Origin of the sequence: Thermoactinomyces sp. CICC 10523, assembly GCF_016055105.1 — a bacterium.
Classification (GTDB): Bacteria; Bacillota; Bacilli; order Thermoactinomycetales; family Thermoactinomycetaceae; genus Thermoactinomyces_A; species Thermoactinomyces_A daqus.
This window is the reverse complement of sequence record NZ_JAECVX010000002.1, coordinates 291,061-316,567: the sequence shown is the minus strand read 5'-3', so window position 1 is coordinate 316,567 and position 25,507 is coordinate 291,061. Positions and strand designations below refer to the sequence as shown.

The following is a 25,507-nucleotide window of genomic DNA, read 5'->3' as shown; positions in this document are numbered from 1 at the left end:
GCGATTGACCCGGCCTGCAACAATTTCACACAAAAAAGCCCGTCCCCGGCAAGGGACGAGCTGATTCTCGCGGTACCACCCTTCTTTGCCTCTCCTGTACATCAGAGAGGCACACTCTTAGCTATAACGGGATCATCCCGGTTTTCCCTACTTGATATGGCATCGTTAAGGAAAACAGCTCCAAAGCCCATTCATGCGGCCGGCTGATTGGCTCGCACCCTCCGCCAACTCTCTGCACAGCCACTGCCGCATTACTATTCTTTCTCATCGCTGCTTGTTCTATGTTATTTTCGTTTGTACCGGCTCTAGGTATGAGGCAGGCATTGCCGGCAAAAGATACTTATTGAAATGTATTTTCCTGCAATTTTGCTGAAAAGTCAAGCATACTTATTTACAAACCCCGGGAATTGTGCTAGCTTTTTTCTAGAAACAGGAGGGACGGTTATGGTGCATTCCTTTCCGATCAGTTTAAATTTTGTAGCCCCGATTTTTGCTTTAATCATGGCCTCCATGGTGATTGTCATCCGCCTGCGGGCAACCAATAAGCCAACGAACGCGAGAAAAATTCTCATCCCTCCACTGGGCATGAGCACGGGTTTCCTGATGTTTCTCTACCCGCCGATGCGCGTTCCATGGGCTTGGGCCGGGGTCGCTTTTTTGGCCGGTGCCCTTTTGTTTTCGTACCCTCTGATCAAAACATCTCATTTTGAAATGATCGATGGCAAAGTTTATCTGAAACGTTCGCGCGCTTTTATTCTCATCCTGATCGGTCTGTTTATCCTGCGCATGGTACTCCATGACTATCTCGAACACCTGATCAGCGTGGAACAAACAGCGGCGCTCTTCTTCATCCTTGCGTTTGGCATGCTGTTGCCATGGCGACTGGCAATGTATCTGAAATACAGGAAATTGCAAGAGAAAAACTCCTTGGAAAAAGCCAATGCCGAAGCCTAGCCCCCACCTTGTCCGGGGGCTTTTTTTTCATGAAAATGCGCCGCAGATCGGGGGTTGGTCCTTTGTTTCGGATGGCTGGTCCGGGTGGCACCTTCTTCCGCCAAAAATGCAGGCTTTCATTCTTTATCATCGGATTTATTCTTTCGTTTCATCCATTATATTCTTTTTTCTGAAAAGGTGTCCTCCGAAATCACTTTAATCCCTTTTCGTCGCAGCAAGGCAGTGGTCACGCCGGCACCCGGGTTCGTTTTCCCCTGGAAAGTGCCGTCATAGATGCAGCAACTGCCGCAAGACGGACTTTTTTCTTTTAAAATGGCTTCGTTCGCTCCCACCGTCTTCGCGATGCGATACGTTTCATAGGCTCCCCGGATAAAGGCATCGGTCACATCATTGCCTTGGTTGTCGATCACACGTGCTTTTCCTTCCAGCACATCGTCCCCGTCACCGCCGACAATCTCAGCCGGATTTCTGGGAGTGGACAGTCCGCCGAGCTGTTCCGGACAGACCGGGATCGCCTCCCCTTCCCTGATCAATTTTTGAATCGCCTCCACCGCATTGTGCCGTCCGTCATAGCGGCAGTGAATGCCGGCAAAACAGGCACTGACCACTTTTTTGGTCACTTTGCCCCCTCCTTTGCTTCTCAGATGCTTTCGTTTATCTTCCTCAATCATAACACGCCTACAGATTCGCACGAAATTTGCGAACATGAATAAAACACTATCCGATTCATTTCAAACTTGTTACAATAGTGTAAGTGGTTGATACAAGATGGTTTAAAATGTAACCGTTTCCCAAGGAGTGTGTTTCTTGTGTCTGATAAAGTGATTGTAGTGGGTGGAGGACTTGCCGGACTGAGCGCCGCAGCTCGACTCGCTTACAATGGTTGCAAAGTAACCTTGCTGGAAAAGGCACCGAAGCTCGGAGGGCGCGCAATTTCCATTCCGATGAAAGGGTTTAATTTCAATTTTGGAGCCCATGCCATTTATGCGCGAGATAAATCGATCCTGCGCAAGTATGAACATGAAATCGGACTGAAGGTTGACTGGAAAGATTTTTCACCTTCCAAAGCCTTTTATGACATGGGAACTTTCACCACCCCCATGCCTGCAACACTCGAAGGATTGTATCGCACCAAAGTGTTGGATTCACAGAATAAATGGCGCTTTGCTTACGAAGTCTTCAAAACGATGTCTTCTCTTGAACGGGGAGAACCCGGCGTGTTAATCGGAGATTATCTGCAAAAGGAAACTCCCCAAGTGAGGGATCTTTTGTTGACCATCGCTTCATCCAACTTTTTTACCAATGAACCGGAAAAAATTCCGTCCCCCCTCTTTTTCCAATATTATAAACGGCTGTTTGCCACACAACGCGCTGTCAGCTACATCGGCGGCGGATGGCAGGCAATTGTTGATTCATTTGCGGAAATCATTGAAAAAAACGGCAGCAAAATCATCACCAAAGAAAAAGTAACCAAAATCGAACTCGATGGCAACCGGATTACCGCTGTTTATGGAAAAGAAGAAAAATACGAAGCTGATTATATTATTTTCTGCATTCCTCCAAAAGAGTTATGCCAATTGTTCGCCGACACTCCATTCGCCAAATATTTTGAGGAATACAGCCACTATGTGCCTACGCAAGTCGTTGTCTATGATGTCGGTTTAAGCGAGCGGATTTCCAGCCCGTTCACCTACATTTATCAAAAAGCGCAACGCGTCTTTATCACCGACATTTCCTACTACGATACAACCTGCGTTCCTGACGGGGGACAGCTGATGCAAGCGGTTGCCTACCTCAACGAACAAGAGATTGCAGAAGGAAAAGCGGATGAAAAAGTGGCGACTATCGAATCCGTCTATGACAAGCATTTCCCCGGCTGGCGTGAACGCCTTGTCGCCAAGCGCATTTCCAAAAAAGCGACTGTCCAGGAAATCAAATGCATTGAGGATCAACGCTTGATGCCGGTCAAATTTTACAGCTTGCCCAATGCCTACTTTGCCGGTGACTGGTGTGAAGGAGACGGACAGCTTTCGGAACTTTCCTTTAGCTCCGCTTACAACGTAACCAGCCATATCCTCGAGCATGCGGTTCCGGCGGAAGGAATGAAAAAAGCAACCAGCGCCTGATGCTGGTTGCTTTTTTACGCTCCCATCAATATGTAAACGATCGTGCCGATCAGGGTCATTCCGATGGCAACCGATGCGAACACCAATGAAAACAGCATTTTATCGCTGGCATAATCCTTTAACTCCTCCGGTGTTTTGCTGTCGATCCGACGCGCCTGACTACGCAAATGAACATTGCCGAGCAGGATCAAGAAAAGCAGAACAATAACAAAATACCACCACGAAATTCCTTCGCCAAACCGGATGTTCCCCTCGCGTATCCAAGCCTGGACGAAGAAAAAAATCCCGACGACGAACAGCAACAATGACGTGGAAGTGTAATAGGCTCCCCACTTCTCCCCCAGCTTGTCCCGTTCATACTGATAAAGCTCTCTCATCTCCGGAAAAAGATGAAGAAACGGATTGGGCGACTTCATCCACCAACTGATGAGCGGGAACAGGACAAACAGGCAACCCCAGATGAAATAAACAAGCCGGGCGGCAGGCTCCACTAAGAGGAAAACAAAGAGAAGTGCGATTATGCAAAGGTAGAACAGATTGGAGTAAATGGATTGTTTTTTTCGAAGTTCACATAAACGGTTTTCATCCATCGTTGGGGATTCCACCTTTTTTATATTTTCATAATCATTGGGCCAAAGGCCTCTCCGTGGCAACGGGAGGCTCAAGCAGAAAGGTTGACTTGGAAAAGCAGGCGTTCCACCGCCAAATGTTTGTCCACTTTTCCTGACTTGATATCTTGATCAGTCAAAATCGCCGTATCCAATAAGAGGCGCAGTTGCTGTTCGGAAAAGGCCGCTCCCTGTTTTGCCGCCAGTTTCACCGGGTAGGGATGAACCTTGAGAAATGCCGCCATCTCTTTGTCAGACATCCCCTGCCGCTGCAAGATCTTGACCTGCAGCATCAACCGAATCTGACGTGTAATCAGAGCCAGGATGCGAATCGGCTCTTCCTTTTGAAAAATCAGGTCACTCCAGATATGGAACGCTTCGTTCAATTGGCGCTTCGCTATTTTATCCGTCAGCTTAAATACATCATGCTCCAGGGTGCGCGGTACCAGTTCGGCGACAATGTCCGGTGTCACCTTTCCCCCCGCTCCGACATAAAGGGCCAATTTGCTCACTTCCGCGTGGAGAAGCCGGAGATCAGGACCAGTCAGCATGATCAAATCAAGAACCGCTTGCGGATCTGCCTGGACATGCAATTTGGCAAACCGCCTTTCCACCCACTGAAGCAAATCCTTCCCCGCCAACAGGGGAAACTCAACGGCACGCGCATGTTTAAGCAGTTCCTTCACGATTTTTTTTCGCTTGTCAAGCTGCTCGCCGGAAACGGTTAAAACCACCACACTGGTGGACAGAGGCTGCTTTAAGTACTGGAGCAGGGCATCCGTTTCATGCTGAACGCCGCTTTTCCCTTTCCCGGCTGTCAAAAAGCGGGCATTCTGACCGATAATCAACCGCCTGTCCCCAAAAAAGGGCAGAGTTTCCGCCTCTTGCACCAGCATCTGCACCGGCGTCTCATCCAAATCAATCTGCATGAGATTACCAAAGGAGACTTCTTCCGGATTCCACCTTTTTTTCATCCATTCAATTGCTTCTTCAATCAAGAAACCTTCTTCACCATAAAAGAGATAAACGGGAGCGATGTTATCTTCCTGCCACTCTTTCAGCCATGAACGATCCATTTTCGCCACCTCTTCCTCCTAGTTTATCTCTTTTTTCTCCTTGACATCAATCATGACGGTCTGGTCGTCTTTTCCATCAGCAGACGGCAGGATCAGCCGAACGCGTTGTTTGTTTTGCCATACAACCGATGGCGAGCCGTCAACCTTCCGAAAAATGCGGCTGCGATATTGGACGCTTCCGTCCGCCTTGCGCACGATTAAATGATTTCCCTGCCAAATGGCGCAATATTGACGATCAGGTGACCAAACCTCCTGAATATTTTCCAGCTCGAATTTGGCAGCCCGATCTTTGCTCCCGTCTGTATGCTCCGGCGGAACCGGATCGGCAATTTTGGAGGCCGTATTGATGGGAATGGCCCCCCATTTGCTCAGATAAAACAGACCGATAAAGAGGAACAAGACGAGCGCAGCAGCCATCCTCCCTAATCGGAGCCAATTGTATCTCGGTTTGATCACTGTTTGCGGCTTCGTCTTCTTTTTGTCGTCCTCGATCGCCTCCAGCACCGCATCGACGACGCTGTGCGGTGGCTCCACTTTGGGAAGAAGGGATAGTTCACCGGACAGCCACTGCATCTCTTCCGCCGTTGCCCGGCATTGCGGCGACTGTTCCAGCTGCTTTTCCAGCATTTTCTTTTCTGCCGCAGTCAGATCACCATCCAAGTCACGTTGAATCCATTCCATCACTTTTTCATCTGCCAAGATACATCCCCTCCTTCCTGATATTCCGACAACCACTTTTGCAGTTGTTTGCGCGCACGAAACAAATGCGATTTGACCGTATTCAGGGGGAGTCCCATCGCTTCTGCTATCTCCTGGTAATGATAACCTTGTACATAGCGCAGGATAATCGCCGTTTGCTGTTGCAGGGGCAGACGGCGAATCGCCTGTCTCAAATCAGACAGGATCGCTCCCCGCTCCACCTCTTTAGCCGCTTTGCCATCCTCATGCTGCGGTTCTTCATCAAACAGTATGACGTTTTTCCGTTTGCGAAACAAATCGATGCATACATTGGTAACAATGCGCTGCGCCCATGTATGCAACAAAGCTTCTCCTTTATAGGAAGGGAGATATTTATATATTTTCAACAGAGCTTCTTGTGTGGCGTCCAAAGCATCCTGTTCGTTTCCCATCATATAATAAGCGGTGCGATAAAGCGATGTCTCCAATTGCTTAAGTATTTGCACAATCGCTTTCCTGTCGCCCGACTGAGCCTGTTTGATCAACTCTGAATCAAGCAACGAAATACCCCCTATATTCTTTTAGACCTGTTTGAACTGCGGCAGGTTGCAACACCCTATGTATGTACATAAATAATACTATTATATCGCGGGGCAAATCGGGCAAAAGACGAATCCTTTTTTACATCTTCAAGGAGAAGTGCTTTCCACCCGGATCTTTTGCTTTTCGACGTGAAAAATGATCGCTCCAAGCTGATCGGTTCGCAAGATCACGGCATGTCGGGCACGCAAGCGCTGAAGCACCAGGGGAGAGGGATGGCCAAACGGATTATGCCGCCCCACGGAGATAACGGCATAGCGCGGGGCCACGGCATCGAGCCATTCTGCACCGGTGGACGTGCGGCTCCCGTGGTGTGCCACCTTTAGCACCTGGACATGCGGCAACCTCCACCCGGCTAATATCCGCTTTTCCGCTTCACTGCTGATATCTCCTGTCATCAAGGTTTGAAAGCGGCCGATCGATAACAAAAAAACAACGGACTCATCATTTGCCGATCGGTTCGCGGTCGCCGGATGCAAAAATGTAAGGAACACACCGGGCGAAAATTGCCATCTCAATCCCGGCCGGGCGATCCGGATCGGAATTTTTCGTTCCCGCATCTCTCTTAACAAATCCAGTTCCAACGCGCTTTTCGGCGGAAGAGGGCCACGGATCACCATTTTCACCGGAAATCTTTGCACCACCGCTTTCGCTCCGCCAATATGGTCCGCATCGCCATGCGTTAAAATGAACAGATCAATCTGTTTGATACCCCGGTATTTGAGATAAGGAATAATCACATTTTCACCGGCATCAAAGCGGCGGCTACCTGATCCGAAGCGGTTTCCGCGCGAGGAAAACCCTCCGCTGTCGATGAGAATCGTCTTTCCTGTCTGTGTTTCCACAACTGCCGCATCTCCCTGACCCACGTCGAGAAATGCGATCCGGTTTTCCGCTCCCTCTCCGTTACGTTTCCCATAAGCAAATGCCACCAAACTGAACAGCAAAAGAACGACACCGATCCGCTTCCATTGAGGAACAAACGGCTTCATCCAAACGACGGCCAGACTTATGACTGTAAAGCAATAAAGTGCAAGCCACAGGGCGGACGGCCCGGCCCATGACGGAAATGCCCATGTCCATTGCAACATCCAGCGGACACCCTGATGAACCAGCTCCAGCAATTGGCTGGTGAGACAGGCAAGCCACGAAGCCAGCGGTCCCGGAACAAAAGCAAGCAGAAGCGAACCGAGAGACAGCGGAAGAATCAGGGAACTGATCAATGGAACGAACAGAAGGTTGGCCAGCCAAGAAAGAAGCGAAAACTCGTGAAAATGAAAGATGAGAACCGGGAACGACACCAGCTCTGCAATCAGATTGGCGGCCAAAAACTGACGAAGACTGCGCGACGGAACAGGAATGCGGCCGGCGACAGGCTCCGTCCCCACAACCAGAGCAGCGGTCACCAGATAGCTTAACTGAAAGCCGGCTTCTTCGATTTGAAAGGGATTCCATCCTAACTGGACCAGAAAGGAAACAGCCAAAAACGAAAGGGTATCCCGAAACTTTTTCAAAACGATGGCTAAAAGTGAAAAACCGGCCATGATCACCGCGCGGATCACCGGCGGACCAAGTCCTGTCAGAACGGCGTACACCGGAAGACACAAAAGGATTGCCAACGCCGATTTTTCCCGCGTCAGCCCCAGGCGCGTCAACAAAAAATAAAAACAGCCGATCACAACAGCCACGTGCAGCCCGGATACAGATAAAAGATGAATAATGCCCAATGTGGCATACTGGGTCTCCAAACTGTCGGGAACAGCTGATTGCTCTCCCAGCAGAAGGCCGCGAAGATATCCGCTCTGATCTCGGCCATACAGTTTCTCAATTCGTTGATCCAGCCAGGCGCGCCCTCGATCGATCAGTACCAGCGGATGATGCGGGACGGAAGCCAAAACCTTGATCCGTTCCGGCGAGTCAGATTGTCCGATCAAATGGATATGCCGACGATATAGATACGCGCCGTAATCAAAGGCTCCCGGATTGCGCGGCCGGGGCGGTTTGCTGAAGGTGAGCCTGATCCGGATCGTGGACAGCCGCTTTAACTGCCGGGCTTCTTCCCATTCGTCGTAAGAATGCAGCTTCCGCCTGACAGCAACCCGTTCGGGAATCACTCTGCGCCATCCCCGATCGGTTTTTACGTCGAAGACCATCATTTCGAACGTTAACTGGTCTCCCTCGATATCCGGAAGCGAAACAACCTTTCCGATCGCAACCTGAGGGCTGTTCAAAAACTGGCGCGGCAGATGGGAAACGTTGTTCGCCACGTCCCAGGCATAACGGAATGCTCCGGCAAACAGTCCGAGCAGCAGAAACAGGACAACCCGGCCTTTTCGATAATGATAGACGATCCAGCCTCCGGCCAGCGCGACCAGGACCGCTGCACATCCGTAAAAGAAAAATGCATTCCACCCGCGTGCGGCGAAAACCCCGGCAATCCATCCCGCGCTGACCCATACGAGCGGCCGCTTCACCCTCCTTCCCCTCCTTTTTTTTTACAAACTTCGGAGGATTTCTCCATTTTCCTACATTTTCCTTCTTCTTTTTCCATCCTGTCATAAATTTTCAAGGCACAAAAAAACGCCAATATCACCATTGGCGTGATGCTCAAACCGGAGCATAAGGAATCGGTGCTTTTCTGCTACGACTGATGCCAAAGGAACGGGAGAAAAGCGAACAGACTGGAAAATAAGCTGACCAGATCTCAATTGGCATTATTGTTCAGGGCATATCTCCTGTTTCTTCCCTGTACCTCAACAACCGTCACATAAGGCTTGATTCTTTCCATGATCCTTTTGGCCTTCAGCGGTTCATGGCGTTCATATCCGTTTGACAGCGTAATGGAGAGCCATTCCTCCAATTCATCAAGCGTGAGGTTGGAAGTGTAAATGGTCGGAAGCTGATTGGATACCCGGTTGTGCAAAACCACGGCCAATACACTGTCCCTCAACCAGGAAGTCAGGTTTTCCACCCCGATATCATCCAGTACCAATATGGGGACGTTGCTTAATGCTTCCAGTTTACTATTGAGCAATCCTTCTTTCTTGGCGATGGTATCCCTCAGTTCCTGGGCAAGTGCCGAAGTGTGAACCATCATGGAGGGAATTCCGTATTCAGCCAGGGTATTTAAAATAGCACCGGCAATATAACTTTTTCCCGTCCCGAATGATCCGCAAAAGTAAAGGCCTTTAACCGTTTCCCCATTGGCTATTCTCAGGCAGAAATCCAAAGCGGCATCGATCGCCTTTTCCCGTCCATGATCCAATTCAATCGTTTGAAACGTTGCCTTTTGAATGTCCAGAGGAATTTGCTGACACTGAATTAAGTTTTTTCTCCGCTCTTCCTCTTTTTTCGCCTTGAGCTTGCTGCATTCATTCATGACCAGATCCACAAAACCGCCGTATTCCCTTAAAGTCGGAAAGTGCCCTTTCATCAGGTTTGGACACTCACTCAAACGGAGACACTGATTGCAGTTTTCATTTTCCTGGACGAATTGATGGAGCTTGGAGAACGAACGTTTTAAGATTGCCTCGGAAACTTCATGCTCCACCATATATTTGACCACTAAAGGGTGTTTTAACAACGCGTTTAATTGCCTTTCCATCTGATCCGGACTGAAGCGTTCTTTCATTTTTGAAGAGATAACGTTTCCCAGTTTTTTCAATTTCTCGAATCTCCCCGTTCTTATGGTCAGACATGCTGATTTTCCGTTTGTATGTGATCAACACGCCTGTCCACGAAGACTTCTGCATGTAATCTTATCACAAAACCGGGTGGCAATCACCTGATCGAATTTACATTTTTTTCCGATCTGAAAAACACATATCCAAGTGATCAGGGCAGAGACGGGTAATTCCCGCATCATCCCGAAATGACGATCGGATTTTTTCCTCTCACTCAAATCCTGGGATGAAAGAAGAAAATCGGAGACTGATGCATTCCTCACGATCCGGTCAATAAAGGCAAAAAAGACGGCCGATGGATTTCGCCGTCTGTTTGTATCATCTATGATCCTGTTATACCTTTGGCAGTGTAATTCCCGTTTGTCCCTGGTATTTCCCTTGTTTGGAGCGGTAAGAGACTTCACAAATCTCATCACTCTCCAAAAACAGAATCTGACAAAGGCCTTCATTGGAATAAATCTTTGCCGGCAGCGGTGTCGTATTTGAGATTTCCAACGTAACGTACCCTTCCCAGCCGGGTTCGAGAGGGGTCACATTGGTAATGATTCCGCAGCGCGCATACGTTGACTTGCCGACACACACGGCCAGGACGTTTTCCGGAATGCGAAAATATTCCACCGACCGCGCCAGGGCAAATGAGTTGGGAGGAATGATGCACACTTCTCCTTTAAAATCGATAAACGAATCGGAATCGATCTTTTTCGGATCGATGACGGGGTTCAGCGCATTGTGAAAAATCTTGTATTCATCCGCAACGCGCAAATCATATCCATAACTGCTGAGTCCAAAACTGACCGCTTCCCCTTTCCCCACGTTCCGATCGATAAACGGCTCGATCATTTGATGATGAAGCGCCATTTCGCGTATCCATTTATCCGATTTAATGGCCATTTCCTGCAATCTCCTTCTGTGCAAAATTTCCCTTCTCATTTTACATGATCATCTGCAAAAGAAAAACGCCCCCTGGAGGAGACGCTATAAATTACCAAAACCTGCCGGGATCGTCACCTTTTTTTCTTGCAAGGCCGCCGCCAGATCATCAATCAGATCATCCGCGTTTTCCAGTCCGACCGACAGGCGCAGCAGCCCGTCCGTAATCCCGTGACGATTCCGCACTTCCGCGGGCATTGCCGCATGGGACATCATCGCCGGATAGGAGAGAATGCTTTCGACCGCACCGAGACTGACCGCCACGATCGGCAGACGGACCCGTGACAGGATGCGCTTGGCTTTCTCCATGCTGCCGACATCGAAGGAGAGAACCGCTCCATGCCCGCTCGCCTGTTCATTTTGCAAATGATACCCTTCGTGTGACGGAAGGCCGGTATAGTAAACCCGTTTGACATCCGGATGCTGTTCCAGCCACAGTGCCACCTTTTCCGCGCTTTGCGTCGACAACTCCATCCGTGCCTGCAACGTCTTGAGACCTCTGAGCACCAGCCAAGAATCGTACACACCCAGGATGGCGCCAAAAGCATTTTGCAGCAGTCCGATCTCCTCGGCCAGTTCTTCATCCTTCACCACAACCAGTCCGGCCACAACATCACTGTGCCCGCTGATAAATTTGGTTGCGCTGTGAACCACGATATCGGCACCCAGCTCGAGCGGCCGCTGGAAATACGGGGTTAAAAAGGTGTTATCGACGATGGTTCGCAAACGGTACGCTTTAGCAATCCGCACAATGCCACGCAAGTCCGTCACCTTGAGCAGCGGATTGGACGGGGTTTCCACATAGATCGCCCGGGTGTTGGGGCGAATCGCAGCGGCCACCTGTTCCAAATCGGTCGTATCAACAAACGTGGTTTCAATTCCCATGCGGTCAAACACCTTTGTCAAGACGCGATATGTACCCCCGTACACATCTTGGGACACAATCAGGTGATCTCCGCGCGAGAACAAGAGAAATACCGTGGAAATCGCCGCCATTCCGGAAGCGAACGCATAGCCGCGACAGCCCCCTTCGAGTCTTGTGATCGTTTGCTCCAGCGCTTTGCGCGTCGGGTTGCCCGAACGGGCATAGTCAAATTCGCCCGGCTGGTCAATGGAAAACTGATGGTAAGTCGATGACTGGTAAATCGGAATGCTGGAAGCCCCCGTAAACGAATCAATTTCATTCCCGTTGTGCAAAAGCCTTGTCTCAAATCTCATCTTGCTCCCCTTCCTTTCTATTCCTGATCCGCTTTTTTCAGCGCTTGATCCAAATCAGCAATCAGATCTTCCTTGTGTTCAATTCCCACTGACAGTCGCAACAAGCGATCGCAGACCCCGATGCTCTCCCTGATCTCAGCCGGCACATCCGCATGGGTCTGCCTTGCCGGATAGGTGATCAAACTCTCCACGCCGCCCAGACTCTCCGCAAAAGTGATCACATTCAGATTTTCCAGGATTGAGGCAATCATCCCACTATTCCTGACCCGGAATGAAATCATTCCCCCGTATCCGTCCGCCTGTTCATCCAAAATCGCTTTTGATTCCGGGTTGAGCGAGGGATAAAAAACCTCGTCCACCAGCGGGTGTTGCTTTAAATATTCAGCGATCGCCAGCGCATTTTCCTGATGTTTTTCCATCCTCAAGGCCAATGTTTTCATCCCGCGCATCAATAACCACGTATCCAGCGGCCCCAGAGCAGCTCCGATCGAATTTTGAATAAAGCGCAACCGTTCAGCCAATTCATCTCCTTTTACGACAATCAACCCTGCCAGCACATCATTGTGGCCTCCCAGATACTTGGTCGCACTGTGGACGACGATATCGGCACCGAGCTCCAGCGGCCGCTGGAAATACGGAGTCATAAAGGTATTGTCAACAATGGTGTAACAGCCCGCCTGCTTTGCAATTTGCGCAATCTGCTTCAAGTCCGTTACATGCATCAGCGGATTGGTGGGCGACTCGATAAAAACAGCCTTTGTATTCGGACCGATTGCCCGCTTTACATCATCCGACCGTCGCAAATCCACGTAAGTAAAGGACAGACCGAACCGGGTCAATACCTCTTCAAACAGACGATAGGTTCCACCATATAAATCAAGGGATACGACGAAATGATCCCCGGCGGAAAACAACCCCATCAATGTATGAATCGCCGCCATTCCCGAACTGCAGGCAAACCCGCCGTTTCCTCCCTCCAACTGGCTGATCGCCTCTTCCAGCACGTCCCGGGTCGGATTGGCTGTGCGCGAATAATCATAACCAGTACTAACTCCCAAAGAGATATGCTCATATGCTGTGGAAAAATACACAGGAAAGTTAACGGCCCCTGTCTTCTTCTCCTTCTTGTTGCCGATTTGTGCCAGTCTCGTTTCCAGTTTCACAGGTGATCCCTCCCAGAAGTTAGCCAATAAAAAAACCCCTTCCCTTATCCAGAGAAGAGGCAGAACCTGCGACGGTCAATCTCTCTTCTCTTATCTCTCAGAAACACTCGTTTCTGCAGGAATTGGCACCTTCCGGCAGCAAACGCCGCCGAGGTTGCCGGGCTTCATCGGGCCAGTCCCTCCGCCACTCTGGATAAGAGAACCTTTATCCCCTTTTAACTTTTCCGGTTTCAATTTTTCATCTTTCACAGATTATACTAAACAGTTCCGGCCACGTCAAGAGTGATATTTATACTTGTCATTGATAGAGTATACATTTCATTGATTTTCTTAACATACTTCCCTTACAATAAATTTGTAAATGATCAAATAGTTTTGAGCTAAGGGGGTAATTCCATGTCGCGCAACCAGGAACTCATTGAGCTTACGGATAAATTCGGGGCAAGGAACTATCATCCTCTGCCGATCGTTATTTCCAAAGCAGAGGGAATCTGGGTTGAGGATGCCGACGGTAACCGTTACATGGATATGTTAAGCGCTTACTCGGCTCTCAACCACGGACACCGCCATCCCAGACTGATCCAGGCGTTAAAAGAGCAGGCTGACAAAGTCACCTTGACTTCACGTGCCTTTCATAACGACCAATTGGGTCTCTTTTACGAAAAAGTGGCAAAACTGACGGACAAAGAGATGGTTTTGCCGATGAACACAGGAGCCGAAGCCGTTGAAACGGCGATCAAAGCCGTTCGCCGCTGGGCTTACGATGTGAAAAAGGTTCCGGACAACCAGGCGGAAATCATCGTTTGCGCCGACAACTTTCACGGCCGCACCGTCACCGCTGTTTCCCTCTCGTCCAACGATGAGTACAAACGCGGTTTCGGCCCCCTGACCCCAGGCTTCAAAGTAATCCCTTACGGCGATTTGGAAGCGCTTCGCCAAGCGATTACCCCGAACACGGCCGCGTTCCTTTTCGAACCAATCCAGGGAGAAGCCGGCGTCATCGTGCCTCCGGAAGGATTCCTCAAACAAGCATATGAATTGTGCAAAGAACATCATGTTCTCTTTGTCGCCGACGAAATCCAGACCGGTTTCGGCCGGACGGGGCAATTGTTCGCATGCGACTGGGAAGACGTAAAACCGGATCTGTACATTATGGGAAAAGCGCTTGGCGGCGGTGTGATGCCGATTTCGGCCGTAGCGGCAGACAGAGAGGTTCTCGGCGTCTTTGAACCTGGTTCCCACGGGTCCACGTTTGGCGGAAACCCTCTCGCTTGCGCCGTGGCCATTGCCGCCTTGGATGTGCTGATCGAAGAAGAGTTACCCAAGCGCTCCCGCGAGCTCGGAGCCTATTTTATTGAGGAATTGCGCAAAATCAACAACCCGAAAATCAAAGAAGTACGCGGCAAAGGCTTGTTTATCGGAATGGAGCTGACGGAAGCGGCACGGCCTTATTGTGAATCCTTGATGCAAGAAGGACTCTTGTGCAAAGAAACCCATGAAAATACCATCCGCTTTGCTCCCCCGCTCATCATCACCCGGGAAGAACTCGATCTGGCTCTCGATAAAGTGCGCAAAGTCATGGAGCGTTAATTTTTGCAAAAAGCGGCTTCCTGTCGAGGTTGCCGTTTTTTCTTTTTCAAATCCTCTTACAGGACGATCTGTGCGCGAAATTTCTCCAGTGTCTTTTCCCCGATGCCCGGAACATTCGCAATTTCCTCGATGGTGCGAAAAGGGCCGTGTTCCTGTCTGTACTGGAAAATGTTTTTCGCTTTTGACGGCCCGATCCCATCCAGTTTCTCCAGTTCTTCCAGGGTGGCCTGGTTGATATGGATCTTGTCCGATGATGATGTTCCTTGCATATTGCCTTGTCCCGATGCTATCCATCCTTCCGGAACCGCTTCCCCGCGCCTGGGTATGTAAACCACCATGCCGTCGCTCAGGGGCTGTGCCAGATTCACCTGGTTGAGATCGGCATCCTTCCCCGCACCGCCCGCTTTTTCCAACACATCGTATACCCTGGCCCCTGATTCGAGATGATAAAGTCCCGGATGGGAGACCGCTCCTTTCAGATCGATGACAATCACATCATTCTTCTGCTTTTTCTCTGCAGGCTCAACTTTCTCCGCCTTCGCCACTTCAGATTGATACGGTTCAAGGCCCTCCGTCGGCAAATTCTCCGCGGAGGGTTGAAAAACCCAGGCCGCAACAGCCACCAGCAATAAAATCAATACCGCTCCGGCCATTATTTTCTCACGCGGCGTCCAGTCCCATTGAACCAAAGGCAAACACCTCTGAATATTCCGTTATTTTATATCTAACAATGTACATGATGATCGCTTTTCAGACAAGTCTTTATGAACAAATTTCCAAAACAAAAAAACCCGCCTGCCAAACGCGGCAAGCGGGCTCCAATATGCTCTCTTCCTTGACAACAATGTCAGTTGGCAACGATGTTCACCAATTTGCCCGGCACGACAATCACTTTTCGCACGGTTTTTCCATCAATCCAGCCTTGAATCCGGTCGGTGGACAGCGCCTGTTTTTCCACTTCCTCGCGGGAAGCATTCGCGGAAACGACGAGTTTGTCCCTTACCTTGCCGTTGATTTGGACGGCGATCTCGATCTCGTCCAATACGAGGGCGCTCTCGTCATATTTCGGCCAAGACGCGAGATGAACACTTCCCTTCCGCCCGGTCATCTGCCACATCTCCTCGGCAATATGGGGGACGAACGGGGCCAAAAGCAGCACCAATGTTTCCAGCGCTTCTTTGTAAATGGCACGATCTGCCGTATCAGGGTAGCTGTACAGGGAGTTGACCAATTCCATGATACTGCTGATCGCCGTGTTAAAGTGACTGCGTTCGCCGATTTCGCCTGTCACTTTTTTGATCGTCTGATGAAGCACGCGGCGCAACTCTTTGCCCTCGGCGTCAAGCGATGCGGAAGGGGTGAATTCTTGCTTGAACAGCTCTTCATTCTGGACGATCAGGCGCCAAACCCGATTCAGGAAGCGATGGCTTCCCTCCACTCCTGTATCGCTCCACTCCAGGTCACGATCCGGCGGAGCTGCAAACAGGATAAACAGGCGGGCCGTATCCGCGCCGAACCGGTCGATGATCTCCAGCGGGCTGACCACATTCCCTTTGGACTTGGACATCTTGAATCCGTCTTTTAAAACCATCCCCTGGGTGAGCAAGCTCTTAAACGGCTCATCCACCTGAACCATGCCGGCATCGTACAGAACTTTGGTCACAAATCGGGAATAGAGCAGATGAAGTACCGCATGCTCGATCCCGCCGATATATTCATCGACTGGGAGCCATTTGTTTACTTCTTCCGGACTGAACGGAACCGTTTCATTATGTGCGTCGGTGTAGCGGAAATAATACCAGGAAGAGTCGACGAACGTATCCATGGTGTCCGTTTCCCGACGCGCCTGTTTGCCGCAGGAAGGGCACTTGGCATGGACAAAAGTTTCCGATGTAGTCAGCGGATTGCGCTTGCCGTCAAACACTACATCTTCCGGCAACACCACCGGCAAATCTTCTTTCGGAACCGGCTGCACGCCGCAATCATCACAATAAATCACGGGAATCGGGGTGCCCCAGTAACGCTGGCGGGAGATGAGCCAGTCACGCAAGCGGTAATTGACGGTGGAACCGCCCAATCCCTGCTCTTGCAGTTTGTCGGCAATCGCCTTGATCGCCGCACGATTGTCCAATCCGTCAAACGGCCCGGAGGAAATGAGGATGCCGTCTTCGGTATAAGCTTCCGCCAGCGGTTCGGCAGGCGCATCGCCGTCTTTGGGCCGGATGACTTGCTTGATCTCCAGCCCGTATTTGCGGGCAAACTGGAAATCGCGCTCATCGTGTGCGGGAACCCCCATCACCGCACCGGTACCGTAATCCATAAGCACATAATTGGCGATCCAAATCGGGACCAATTCCCCGGTAAGCGGGTGTTTGGCAAACGCGCCGGTCGGATAACCGACTTTTTCCGCATCCGTGGAAGTGCGCTCAATCTCCGACTGTTTTTTCATCTCCTCAATGAACCGGAGAATCGGCTCTTCCTCTTTTTTCCCTTTGATCAGGCGCGGAACCAACGGATGCTCCGGTGCAAGGACCAGGTAGGTCACTCCGTAAAGCGTATCGGGACGGGTGGTGAAAACGGTCACCTTCTCATCGCCGCATTCAGGAACGGAAAACGTGACATGGGCACCTTCACTTTTCCCGATCCAGTTGCGCTGCATCGCTTTCACCTTTTCCGGCCAATCCGGCAGGCGATCCAGACCTTCGAGCAACCGTTCCGCATAATCGGTGATCCGCAAGAACCACTGCTCCAGCTCTTTTTTGGTCACTTCCGAATCACAGCGCCAGCATCTGCCGTCTTCCACCTGCTCGTTGGCCAAAACCGTATTGCAGGAAGGGCACCAGTTCACCGATGCTTTTTTGCGGTAAGCCAGCCCCCGTTCATAAAAGAGCAGGAACAGCCACTGGTTGAATTTATAATAATCGGGCAGGCAGGTGCCCACATAGCGGTCCCAGTCGTATGAAACACCGAGCAATGCTTGTTCTCTGCGAATCCGCTCCATATTGTTCAACGTCCATTCGCGCGGATTGACACCGCGGTTGATGGCCGCGTTTTCCGCCGGCAGACCGAAGGCGTCGGCTCCCATCGGATGAAGAACGCGGTAACCGTTCATGCGGCGGAAACGGGCCACCACATCACCGATGGAATAAACACGCATATGCCCCATGTGCAATCCTTCCCCGGAAGGATAGGGAAATTGTTCCAGGGCATAATATTTCGGCTTGGACGGATCTTCATCCGTTTTATATAAATCGGTATCTTGCCAAACCTTTTGCCATTTGGCTTCAATCTCTTTCGGGCTGTACTCTTTCATGTTCGTTCTCCTCCACAGTAAACTTCAAATATCCCTTTTTTCGCCAATGAAAAGTGAAAACCTCCCACCCCCAGCTTCCGTGCTAGGGACGAGAGGTTGACTGACAATTCCCGCGGTACCACCCTGCTTAGTGCATGTCGGATGACTGCACTCACTCAAATCCGGTAACGGAGATGAACCGCCAAAGAGTAGTGAGGAAATCCCCTTTCCCCTTTGGAGCGATGAGGCGAGTTCACCTGTGGCCCAGATTGACTCTCACCAACCGTCAACTCTCTGCGCTGGGCTTTACAGATTACTGCTCCCCATCCTTGCTTCGCTCAAATAGTTTATTAACATTATATGAACAAGGTTAAAGCAGTGTCAACGCTTTTTTAATCATTATCAACAAAAATATATTTTTATATTAACCCTTTTTTATGGAGAATATTCTTTTATTGTACTTTTAACTGTCTGGCATCGCCCCAGAGGCGTTCCAAATCATAAAACTCGCGTTCATCTTTGTGGAAAACATGGACAACCACATCACCGAGGTCAATCAGAACCCAGCGCGCATCTTGAAATCCTTCAATCCCTTTCAGGATGAGGTCGGATTCCAGCACTTTATCCTTGATTCCATTGACGATGGCTTGCACTTGTGTTTGCGAATTTCCATGGCAGATCACAAAGTAATCAGCAAACACGGACAGGCCGCGAATATCCAGGATGATGATATCTTGCGCTTTTTTCTCCTCGGCAGCGGTGGCCGCCAACTGAGCGATTTCCACTACGTTCAAAAAGATTCCTCCCTTATCGCTTTTGAGCTGTTTGCTCCAACATGTGATTGCGCGCATGCAGGGTGAGAGGATACACTTTCTGCCCGCGCTCAATCAAAAAGACAATCGTCTTGTCAAGTGCCGCCAGCACGGCACGATCCAAATCGGATTCCGCCGTTTTCCGCACTTCCTCCACCCCGGGAAAACGGCGTCCTGGTTCGATGTAATCGGCCAAAAAGACGATTTTCTCAAGAAGTGACATCTGCGGACGTCCCGATGTGTGGTAGCGGATCGCGTTCAGGATGTCTTCATCTTGGATCCCGAAACGAACCTCTGCCACTTCGGCACCGACCGGCGCGTGCCACAGTTCTTTGTTAAACTGAAGCAGGTCTTCCGGAAGACCCCTGTCCATAATCCAACGCACCAGTTGCTCGTCCGGCCAGAATTTGCAGTAATCATGCAAAATCGCCGCCACTTCCGCTTTCTGTTCATCTGCTCCAAACCGTCTGGCCAACCGGATTGACGTCTCGGCAACACGAAGCGTATGTTCCCATCTGTGCTGGGGAAGCTGTTCTTTTGTAGCTTGTAATAAAAGATCAAGTTCCATACAGACGATGCTCCTTTATATACTGGTAAACAGGGTCGGGAACGAGATAGCGCAAAGATTTGCCGCACTTGGCCCGCTGCCGGACGGCGGTCGAAGAAATCGAAGTTTCAATGGCCCCGGGGATCCACTGCAGGCGGTCAGTCACAAAATCGGGCAATCCCTCCGCCCGAACACCGGGCCGCCCCAATCCGATCACTTGGACCAGTTGAAGGATTTTCTTTATTTTATACCAATGAGGAAGATCTTTCACCGTATCAGCCCCCACCAGCAGAAAAAAATCATGTTCGGGCGTCGATTCCTTTAATATCTGAATGGTATCAACGGTATAGGAAGGACCTTCCCTTTTTAATTCCATCTCATTCACCAGAAATCGGGGATTGCCTTCGACTGCCAATCTGACCATTTGCAGCCGGTGTTGGGCCGGAGTGATTTCATTTTCCTGCTTATGCGGCGGTTCCCCGGCCGGAATAAACCAGACTTGTTCCAGAGATGCCGTTTCCATTGCCTGCTGGGCAAGCAACAGGTGCCCCATGTGGATGGGATCAAAGGTGCCGCCAAAAATGCCTACCCTCATGTCCAATTCACTCTTTCTTTACCTTTGTTCCTGTTAATGACGCTTCCAAAACCTCTTTCATCAGGGAAACCGGCGCTTTTTTCTGCAACCACATTTCCAAAGCGAGCGCCGCCTGATGAACCAGCATGCCCAATCCAGTATGGATGCGCGCTCCTTTTTCCTTCGCTTGTCGCAACAAAAGCGTTTCTTTTGGATGATAGACCAGATCGCTGACAATTTGCCCCTGCCGGAGCCAGTCGCAAGGAACCGGGCTTTCTTCCGTATGGGGATGCATTCCGACCGAAGTGGTATTGACCACCAGCTGTGCTTTCTCCACTTCTGCCCGGCTATCTGCCAGCAGGACGGCTTCGGTTTTGGTCCACTGCGACAAATGGGCCGCCAGCGCCTCCGCTTTGTCCAGGGTGCGATTGGCAACGGTGATTTTCGGCACACCTGCTGTCGCCAGTGTATAACCGACCGCCCGCGCAGCTCCTCCCGCCCCCAGAATCACAGCCGACAGTTCAGAAAAAGCGGGATTCCACTCCTCGATGAGCGAACGCAAATAACCGGGACCGTCGGTATTGGTGCCGATCCACTTTCCTTCTCGCCGCACGACCGTATTGACGGCTCCGATCTCGGCAGCGGTCTGATCCAAATCATCCAGCAAATCCATGATCGCCACCTTGTGCGGTATCGTTACATTAAATCCGATCAAATCCTGTGCTTTTAACCGGTTTACCGCTTCTTCCAGCTCGGCCGGGGCAACCCGGAAAGCCTGGTATACATAAGGCAATCCGAGCTGCTCAAACGCCGCGTTCATCATCTCCGGCGACTTGGAATGGGCGACCGGGTCCCCGATCAACCCCATTGCCACAATCCGGCCAGCCTTTTTTTGTTTTTGCATCCCTTTCCCCTCCCTAATAAAAGAGCGCCCCATTGACGGGCGCAATGCTAAATGATAGCCGCTCGTGTACTCACCTGAATCCCTTCCGGCACCCAGAGTTCCACCCGCGCTTTTTCTTTTCCGCACGCCACCCATCCCAATCCGGCGATCACAATATCTTCTTTCTCCTTCCCGGACAGGGTGATCACATGTTTGGTCAGCGGCGGAATCGCAGCCGGGTCTTTTGGCGGAGCGAGCAGTTCCCCCCTGTGTTTTTGCCAAATTTCATCCGCTTGCGCCAGTTTAGTCCGGTGCACATACAGGCGGTTTGACATATAAGTGACAAACGGCTGCCTTGTCCCCTGCACATAATCCAACCGGGCCAGTCCGCCGAAGAACAGGGTCTGCCCGTCGTTTAACTGGTATACCTTCGGCCTCAGCACCGCGTTCGGCACGACGATCTTCAGTTCTTTTGGGTCAACCCATTCACTGATGCGGTCCTTACGGACGATTCCCGGCGTATCAATGATCTCCTTGCCATCTTCAAGCGGGATGCGAATCGTGTCCAAAGTGGTTCCCGGATAAGGTGAGGTGGTAATCATCTCGTCTTGAGTTCCGCCCGCTTCCCTGAGCAGCCGGTTGATCAAGGTCGATTTCCCCACGTTGGTGGTGCCGACAATATAGATATCCCTTCCCTCCCGATAATGCTCCATCGCCTGCATCACATCAGGAATTTTCAAGCCTTTGGCACTGCTGCACAGGAGGGTATCGACCGGGTGTACACCCATTTCCCTGGCCGAAGCGGAGACCCAGTCGCGCAGCCGCTTCCAATTGGCTGTTTTGGGAAACAGATCCACTTTGTTGGCGACGAGCAAAACGGGATTTTTTCCGATCCGCCGGCTGAATCCCGGAATCCAGCTCCCGGCAAAATCAAACAGGTCTACGACCAGCACCACCAGGCTGTCTGTCGCGGCAATCTCATCCAGTACCCGCAAATAGGCCTCCGGATCTTGTTCCACCGCACCCAAATCCCCGTAATGCCGGATGCGAAAACAGCGCTGGCACAGAATCACTTCGCGTTCCAACGCTTTTTCCGGTATATATCCTTTTTGTTCGGGGGACTCCGTCTGCACGGGAACGCCGCACCCCTCACAACGAACTGCTTTAACTTTGCTCAATGATGTCACAAACCTTCCTTTCAACCTTCTGTCCGCTTGTCTCAAGTCTGATCCCAGTTCAACAGCCCTTTTCTTTCCATCCAGCGGAATACGAAGCGTTCCACCCGCCGGTTCAGCTTGGTGAAGAATCCTTCCACTTCAGAAACGGGCACCACCAAAATCGTATAAAGCCCGACGCGGTTTCCGCCAAGCACATCGGTCAACAGCTGATCCCCGATCACAACCGTTTCCTCTTTGGAAACCCCCAACATCCTCATCGCTTTGAGAAAAGAGAGGGACAACGGTTTTCGGGCCGCATGGATGTAAGGAACCTTTAAGGGAATCGCGAACCGGGACACGCGCGTCTTGTTGTTGTTGGATACAATCATCACCTTGAATCCGAGTTTTCGCACTTCATTCAACCATGTTACCAATTTCGGCGTGGCATCAGGGCGGTTTGATTCCACCAGCGTATTGTCCAAATCGACAATGACCGCTTTGATCCCACGCGCCTTTAACTCATCCAAATCGATATGGTAAATCGAATTGGCATACAAATCGGGTATCAGGGATCGAAACACAGGCTACACCGTCCATGATCAAACTCGTCGTTACTATATCATAGGCTTTACTCCGTTGTAAAAGCAAGACAAAACCGCTTGTGTCAGCCCGGAATCAAAATGCGCCCCGTTACTGTTTCGCTTTTTCTTGTTCCTGCCGCTCTTTTTCTTGCAGAACCGCGATAAAAAGATCTGCGTCGGCCAGATATTGAAACCATGCGATCACCTCGTCCGCTTCGCTGTCCACCACATTGTACCCCTTATCTTCCAAAGGTTCGCCAATTCGTTTCAGTACGTAACGTTCTTTCATCTCATTGCCTCCACTCCATATTATCATTTCCGATTTTACCCGGAATACCGGGCAACAGCAAGAAAGCAGGCAATGGGATGGGAATCGGCCGATGATCAGTTCCGTTGATCCGGGTGAACTCTTTCGTCCTGACTGCAAACCGGGCATCAGTGCTTCAACACTACAAATCCCATTGCCCCCTTCTCCGGGCAATGGGATTCCCTTTACCTCTCATATTCTCAGACCGGCTCCGCCAGCTTGTATTCTCCCCGTCAATAAGGGGATGACTCTCCCTTTCCCATCCGGATCTTCTTGGCGAAAATCCAGCCACTGCATGCCAAAACAAAGACGATCAAGGCAATTGTTCCTCCTTGTTTCAGCAGCTGGAGAAATTTCTGGATCGTTTCCAGGTTCCCCTGACGGCCGATAAACAAAAGTAATGTATTCCAAGGAAAAACTCCGATGAAGGTGAACACGAGATAACGACAAATCGAAATATTGCTCAATCCGCAGATGTAGGACATATAATTTCCAAAGCCGGTGGGTCGCGATAAAGCGATGCTCCAATCTCCGTATTTTTGAAACCAGTGTTGCGCCTTTTCAATTTTTTGGGGATCCAATTTCTTTTTTGACAATTTCCCGATCTTCATGCCGATATAATAAGGAATCAAGGAAAACAGTGCATAAATCAGGCTGTTTACCGCACTGAGCAACACCAGCTGCCACGTGCCGATCGGCATCAGATATCCATAAATCAAGAGAAACAAAGCGCCCGGGAACGGAACGGAAGTCGCTTCAATCGCCGTGGAACCGAATAATCCCCAGACACCGAAACTCTGTAAATAATGCAGAACCGTATGCAGCATAAGTCCACTCCCTGTAATAAAAACAGGCATCAGCCGGAGCCCAATGCCCATTCATATCCGAAAAATTATTCGCAAGTTTCGAATTCCGCTTCCACAGCAAGTTCCACATTTCCCCGAAGCGCGTTGGAAATCATGCAGGAGCGCTCGGCCATCTCCGTGGCGTGGCGGATCATTTCCCATTCTTTTTCTGTCGCTTCTTTCTTCACCAATAAATGCGGGCGGTGAATAATTTTTTCAAAAGTAAACTTGTTCTCGACTTTGACAATGCCCTCCGTTTCCAGGGAGAGTTTGGTCACCGGCAACTGTTTGCGCTCGATGATGGCTGCCAGGGTGATCAGATAGCAAGTCGCCGCAGCCCCGATGAGCATTTCATCCGGGTTGGTTCCCACCCCCGGGCCGTCCATCTCCTTGGGGATCGAGATTTGTTGTTGCAAATTGCCGGCGGCAATCGTTCCGGTACCATTCCGGCCTCCCTTCCATGTTGCCTTCAAGTGAAAATGATGGCGTGGCACGCTCTCACTTCCTCGTCTATGTAATTTTTGTCGTTTTATGATCAAAGGATCTGTTTTTATTTTAACCTGAAAAAGCAATTTTCAGGTGAACAACCGTTGAAAAGCGAGTGACGGTTTGGGAAACAAAACGCGGGAGGCAGTGCTTCTTCCTTCGCAGCACCACCTTCCGCGTTTGGGATTACAATTGGATCAGTTCTTTCGGATAATGGGTCAATACCTGACAGCCCTCTTCGGTAATCACCACATCATCTTCAATGCGAACGCCGCCTGAACCCGGCAAATAAATCCCCGGCTCGATGGTAAAGACCATTCCGGCCTGCAGGACTTGATCATTGGCCTGATGAATCGAGGGAAACTCATGCACATCGATTCCCAGACCGTGACCGAGGCGATGGGTAAAATACTGGCCATACCCCGCTTCCTCAATCACCCTGCGCGCAACCAAATCCAGATCGCCAAGCCGGACTCCCGGTTTGCACGCGGCGATGGCAGCCGTTTCCGCTTCCAATACAGTATGGTAGATCTCCTTCTGTTTTTCATCGATCGGCCCGAAGGCGACAGTGCGGGTAATGTCGGAACAGTAGCCGTCGACAACAACCCCCAGATCGAACAGAACGAGCTCACCTCTTTTTAAGGGACGCAAACCCGGAGTTCCATGTGGCAGGGCTGATTTTTCCCCAAACAGAACCGTCGTGGCAAAAGACATCGCCTGTACCCCTTTTTTCTTCATGGCCAATTCGATTTCTGCCACCACTTCCATCTCGGTAATGCCCGGCTTCAAGGCGTCGATTCCGACCGCAACCGCTTCATCGGCCAATTTGGCAGCTTTCTGCAAAATGGCAATCTCCGTTTCATCTTTCAGGACGCGCAATTCATTTAAGTATTCATCAACCGGACAGAGCTCCATCCGCGGAATCACTTGCTGCAATTGTTCCGCCCGGGCAACGGAAAGATGATCTTTTTCCACCGCGACGACTGCCCCTTCCCCGACCGAACATCTCACCAATTGCTCCCGGATTCTTTCCCACGGATTTTCCGCATCATCATAAGCGAGAATCTGATGCGCCCATCCTGACTGACGGGCATTTTCTTCCTCCAGCCGGGGACAAACGAGCAGCGGGTTCGCTTCCGGAAAAACGAAGATCCCCATCAGGCGTTCATGCGGATTACACATGAACCCGCTCAAATAAAAAACGCTGTGTGGTGAATGAATAAAAGCCAAGTCAGCGTTTTGCCGTTTCAGCCATGCTGAAATTTTCTCGATTCGTTTTTTCATATTAAAGCCACTCCTCTGCTGGGTTGCCAAAAATAAAAATCGGTAGTTTAATATTATCTTATCACAGATCCCGTTCAACACTTGTTTACCTGACTTGAAGAAAAAAGGTTTCG

General features: G+C 50.5%; 25 protein-coding genes, 1 riboswitch and 2 other annotated features. Of the genes, 3 read left to right on the top strand and 22 right to left on the bottom strand.

Features of this window, described 5'->3' with window-relative positions:
- Nucleotides 1-48 precede the first annotated feature (48 nt).
- Nucleotides 49-277: a binding site (T-box leader), on the bottom strand.
- A gap of 167 nt (nt 278-444) precedes the next feature.
- Nucleotides 445-954 (top strand): CcdC family protein, encoded by a 510-nt coding sequence (locus I8U19_RS04490; protein WP_033101756.1) that lies wholly within the window; start codon nt 445-447, stop codon nt 952-954.
- Nucleotides 955-1,109: 155 nt separating this feature from the next.
- On the opposite strand, the gene I8U19_RS04485 is transcribed toward I8U19_RS04490, so the two are convergent.
- Complete coding sequence (locus I8U19_RS04485) at nt 1,110-1,574, bottom strand: 2-thiouracil desulfurase family protein (RefSeq protein WP_033101757.1); 465 nt, start codon at nt 1,572-1,574, stop codon at nt 1,110-1,112.
- Nucleotides 1,575-1,763: 189 nt separating this feature from the next.
- On the opposite strand from I8U19_RS04485, the gene I8U19_RS04480 reads away from it, so the two are divergent.
- Nucleotides 1,764-3,080 (top strand): phytoene desaturase family protein, encoded by a 1,317-nt coding sequence (locus I8U19_RS04480; protein WP_370589759.1) that lies wholly within the window; start codon nt 1,764-1,766, stop codon nt 3,078-3,080.
- Between the two features lie 14 nt (nt 3,081-3,094).
- Here I8U19_RS04480 and I8U19_RS04475 read toward each other — a convergent pair whose 3' ends face one another.
- The 9 genes from I8U19_RS04475 to I8U19_RS04435 all read right to left on the bottom strand — a co-directional run bounded on the left by I8U19_RS04475 (nt 3,095) and on the right by I8U19_RS04435 (nt 13,036).
- Nucleotides 3,095-3,670: a hypothetical protein gene (locus I8U19_RS04475; RefSeq protein ID WP_033101759.1), complete on the bottom strand. Its 576-nt coding sequence runs from the start codon at nt 3,668-3,670 to the stop codon at nt 3,095-3,097.
- 71 nt (nt 3,671-3,741) lie between these two features.
- Nucleotides 3,742-4,764, bottom strand: coding sequence for a DNA polymerase III subunit delta (holA, locus tag I8U19_RS04470; RefSeq protein WP_232337225.1), 1,023 nt, complete (start codon nt 4,762-4,764; stop codon nt 3,742-3,744).
- An 18-nt stretch (nt 4,765-4,782) separates the two neighbouring features.
- The gene (locus I8U19_RS04465; RefSeq protein ID WP_198055296.1) at nt 4,783-5,463 is read right to left on the bottom strand and encodes an anti-sigma factor family protein; all 681 of its coding nucleotides are present in this window, start codon (nt 5,461-5,463) and stop codon (nt 4,783-4,785) included.
- A complete protein-coding gene (locus tag I8U19_RS04460) occupies nt 5,445-6,002 on the bottom strand; it encodes an RNA polymerase sigma factor (protein ID WP_033101761.1) in 558 nt (185 codons plus the stop codon). Before I8U19_RS04460 ends, I8U19_RS04465 begins: the two co-directional genes overlap by 19 nt.
- A 129-nt stretch (nt 6,003-6,131) precedes the next feature.
- Complete coding sequence (locus tag I8U19_RS04455; RefSeq protein WP_198055295.1) at nt 6,132-8,516, bottom strand: DNA internalization-related competence protein ComEC/Rec2; 2,385 nt, start codon at nt 8,514-8,516, stop codon at nt 6,132-6,134.
- Nucleotides 8,517-8,746: 230 nt separating this feature from the next.
- Complete coding sequence (dnaI, locus tag I8U19_RS04450; protein WP_198055294.1) at nt 8,747-9,706, bottom strand: primosomal protein DnaI; 960 nt, start codon at nt 9,704-9,706, stop codon at nt 8,747-8,749.
- Nucleotides 9,707-10,058: 352 nt separating this feature from the next.
- Nucleotides 10,059-10,616, bottom strand: a complete 558-nt coding sequence (gene dcd / locus I8U19_RS04445; protein ID WP_033101765.1) for a dCTP deaminase — start codon at nt 10,614-10,616, stop codon at nt 10,059-10,061.
- An 84-nt stretch (nt 10,617-10,700) separates the two neighbouring features.
- Nucleotides 10,701-11,873, bottom strand: a complete 1,173-nt coding sequence (locus I8U19_RS04440) for an aminotransferase class I/II-fold pyridoxal phosphate-dependent enzyme (protein ID WP_033101766.1) — start codon at nt 11,871-11,873, stop codon at nt 10,701-10,703.
- Between the two features lie 17 nt (nt 11,874-11,890).
- Complete coding sequence (locus tag I8U19_RS04435) at nt 11,891-13,036, bottom strand: aminotransferase class I/II-fold pyridoxal phosphate-dependent enzyme (protein ID WP_198055293.1); 1,146 nt, start codon at nt 13,034-13,036, stop codon at nt 11,891-11,893.
- An 87-nt stretch (nt 13,037-13,123) separates the two neighbouring features.
- A riboswitch (SAM riboswitch) is annotated at nt 13,124-13,236 on the bottom strand.
- A gap of 196 nt (nt 13,237-13,432) precedes the next feature.
- Between I8U19_RS04435 and I8U19_RS04430 the strand changes: the two genes are divergently transcribed.
- Entirely contained in the window at nt 13,433-14,626 is a 1,194-nt protein-coding gene (locus I8U19_RS04430) for an ornithine--oxo-acid transaminase (protein ID WP_033101768.1), read from the top strand.
- Between the two features lie 56 nt (nt 14,627-14,682).
- On the opposite strand, the gene I8U19_RS04425 is transcribed toward I8U19_RS04430, so the two are convergent.
- The 12 genes from I8U19_RS04425 to I8U19_RS04370 all read right to left on the bottom strand — a co-directional run bounded on the left by I8U19_RS04425 (nt 14,683) and on the right by I8U19_RS04370 (nt 25,394).
- Nucleotides 14,683-15,315, bottom strand: a complete 633-nt coding sequence (locus I8U19_RS04425) for a helix-hairpin-helix domain-containing protein (RefSeq protein ID WP_198055292.1) — start codon at nt 15,313-15,315, stop codon at nt 14,683-14,685.
- 158 nt (nt 15,316-15,473) lie between these two features.
- Nucleotides 15,474-17,939, bottom strand: coding sequence for a leucine--tRNA ligase (gene leuS, locus I8U19_RS04420; RefSeq protein ID WP_198055291.1), 2,466 nt, complete (start codon nt 17,937-17,939; stop codon nt 15,474-15,476).
- A gap of 81 nt (nt 17,940-18,020) precedes the next feature.
- Nucleotides 18,021-18,257 (bottom strand) — a binding site (T-box leader).
- Nucleotides 18,258-18,370: 113 nt separating this feature from the next.
- The gene (gene rsfS, locus I8U19_RS04415; RefSeq protein WP_033101770.1) at nt 18,371-18,712 is read right to left on the bottom strand and encodes a ribosome silencing factor; all 342 of its coding nucleotides are present in this window, start codon (nt 18,710-18,712) and stop codon (nt 18,371-18,373) included.
- 13 nt (nt 18,713-18,725) lie between these two features.
- Nucleotides 18,726-19,298 (bottom strand): bis(5'-nucleosyl)-tetraphosphatase (symmetrical) YqeK, encoded by a 573-nt coding sequence (gene yqeK, locus I8U19_RS04410; RefSeq protein ID WP_033101771.1) that lies wholly within the window; start codon nt 19,296-19,298, stop codon nt 18,726-18,728.
- Nucleotides 19,288-19,872, bottom strand: a complete 585-nt coding sequence (locus I8U19_RS04405; protein WP_033101772.1) for a nicotinate-nucleotide adenylyltransferase — start codon at nt 19,870-19,872, stop codon at nt 19,288-19,290. The genes yqeK and I8U19_RS04405 overlap by 11 nt, the downstream gene beginning before the upstream one ends.
- A 7-nt stretch (nt 19,873-19,879) precedes the next feature.
- Entirely contained in the window at nt 19,880-20,755 is an 876-nt protein-coding gene (aroE, locus tag I8U19_RS04400; protein WP_198055290.1) for a shikimate dehydrogenase, read from the bottom strand.
- 47 nt (nt 20,756-20,802) lie between these two features.
- Nucleotides 20,803-21,912, bottom strand: a complete 1,110-nt coding sequence (gene yqeH / locus I8U19_RS04395) for a ribosome biogenesis GTPase YqeH (RefSeq protein WP_033101773.1) — start codon at nt 21,910-21,912, stop codon at nt 20,803-20,805.
- Nucleotides 21,913-21,953: 41 nt separating this feature from the next.
- Entirely contained in the window at nt 21,954-22,472 is a 519-nt protein-coding gene (locus I8U19_RS04390) for a YqeG family HAD IIIA-type phosphatase (protein ID WP_033101774.1), read from the bottom strand.
- 109 nt (nt 22,473-22,581) lie between these two features.
- On the bottom strand, nt 22,582-22,761 hold the full coding sequence (locus I8U19_RS04385; RefSeq protein ID WP_033101775.1) for a hypothetical protein: 180 nt from the start codon (nt 22,759-22,761) through the stop codon (nt 22,582-22,584).
- Between the two features lie 251 nt (nt 22,762-23,012).
- Complete coding sequence (locus I8U19_RS04380) at nt 23,013-23,606, bottom strand: DedA family protein (RefSeq protein WP_052154355.1); 594 nt, start codon at nt 23,604-23,606, stop codon at nt 23,013-23,015.
- Between the two features lie 65 nt (nt 23,607-23,671).
- On the bottom strand, nt 23,672-24,118 hold the full coding sequence (locus tag I8U19_RS04375) for an OsmC family protein (RefSeq protein WP_033101776.1): 447 nt from the start codon (nt 24,116-24,118) through the stop codon (nt 23,672-23,674).
- A gap of 178 nt (nt 24,119-24,296) precedes the next feature.
- Nucleotides 24,297-25,394: a M24 family metallopeptidase gene (locus tag I8U19_RS04370; RefSeq protein ID WP_033101777.1), complete on the bottom strand. Its 1,098-nt coding sequence runs from the start codon at nt 25,392-25,394 to the stop codon at nt 24,297-24,299.
- Nucleotides 25,395-25,507: the final 113 nt, after the last annotated feature.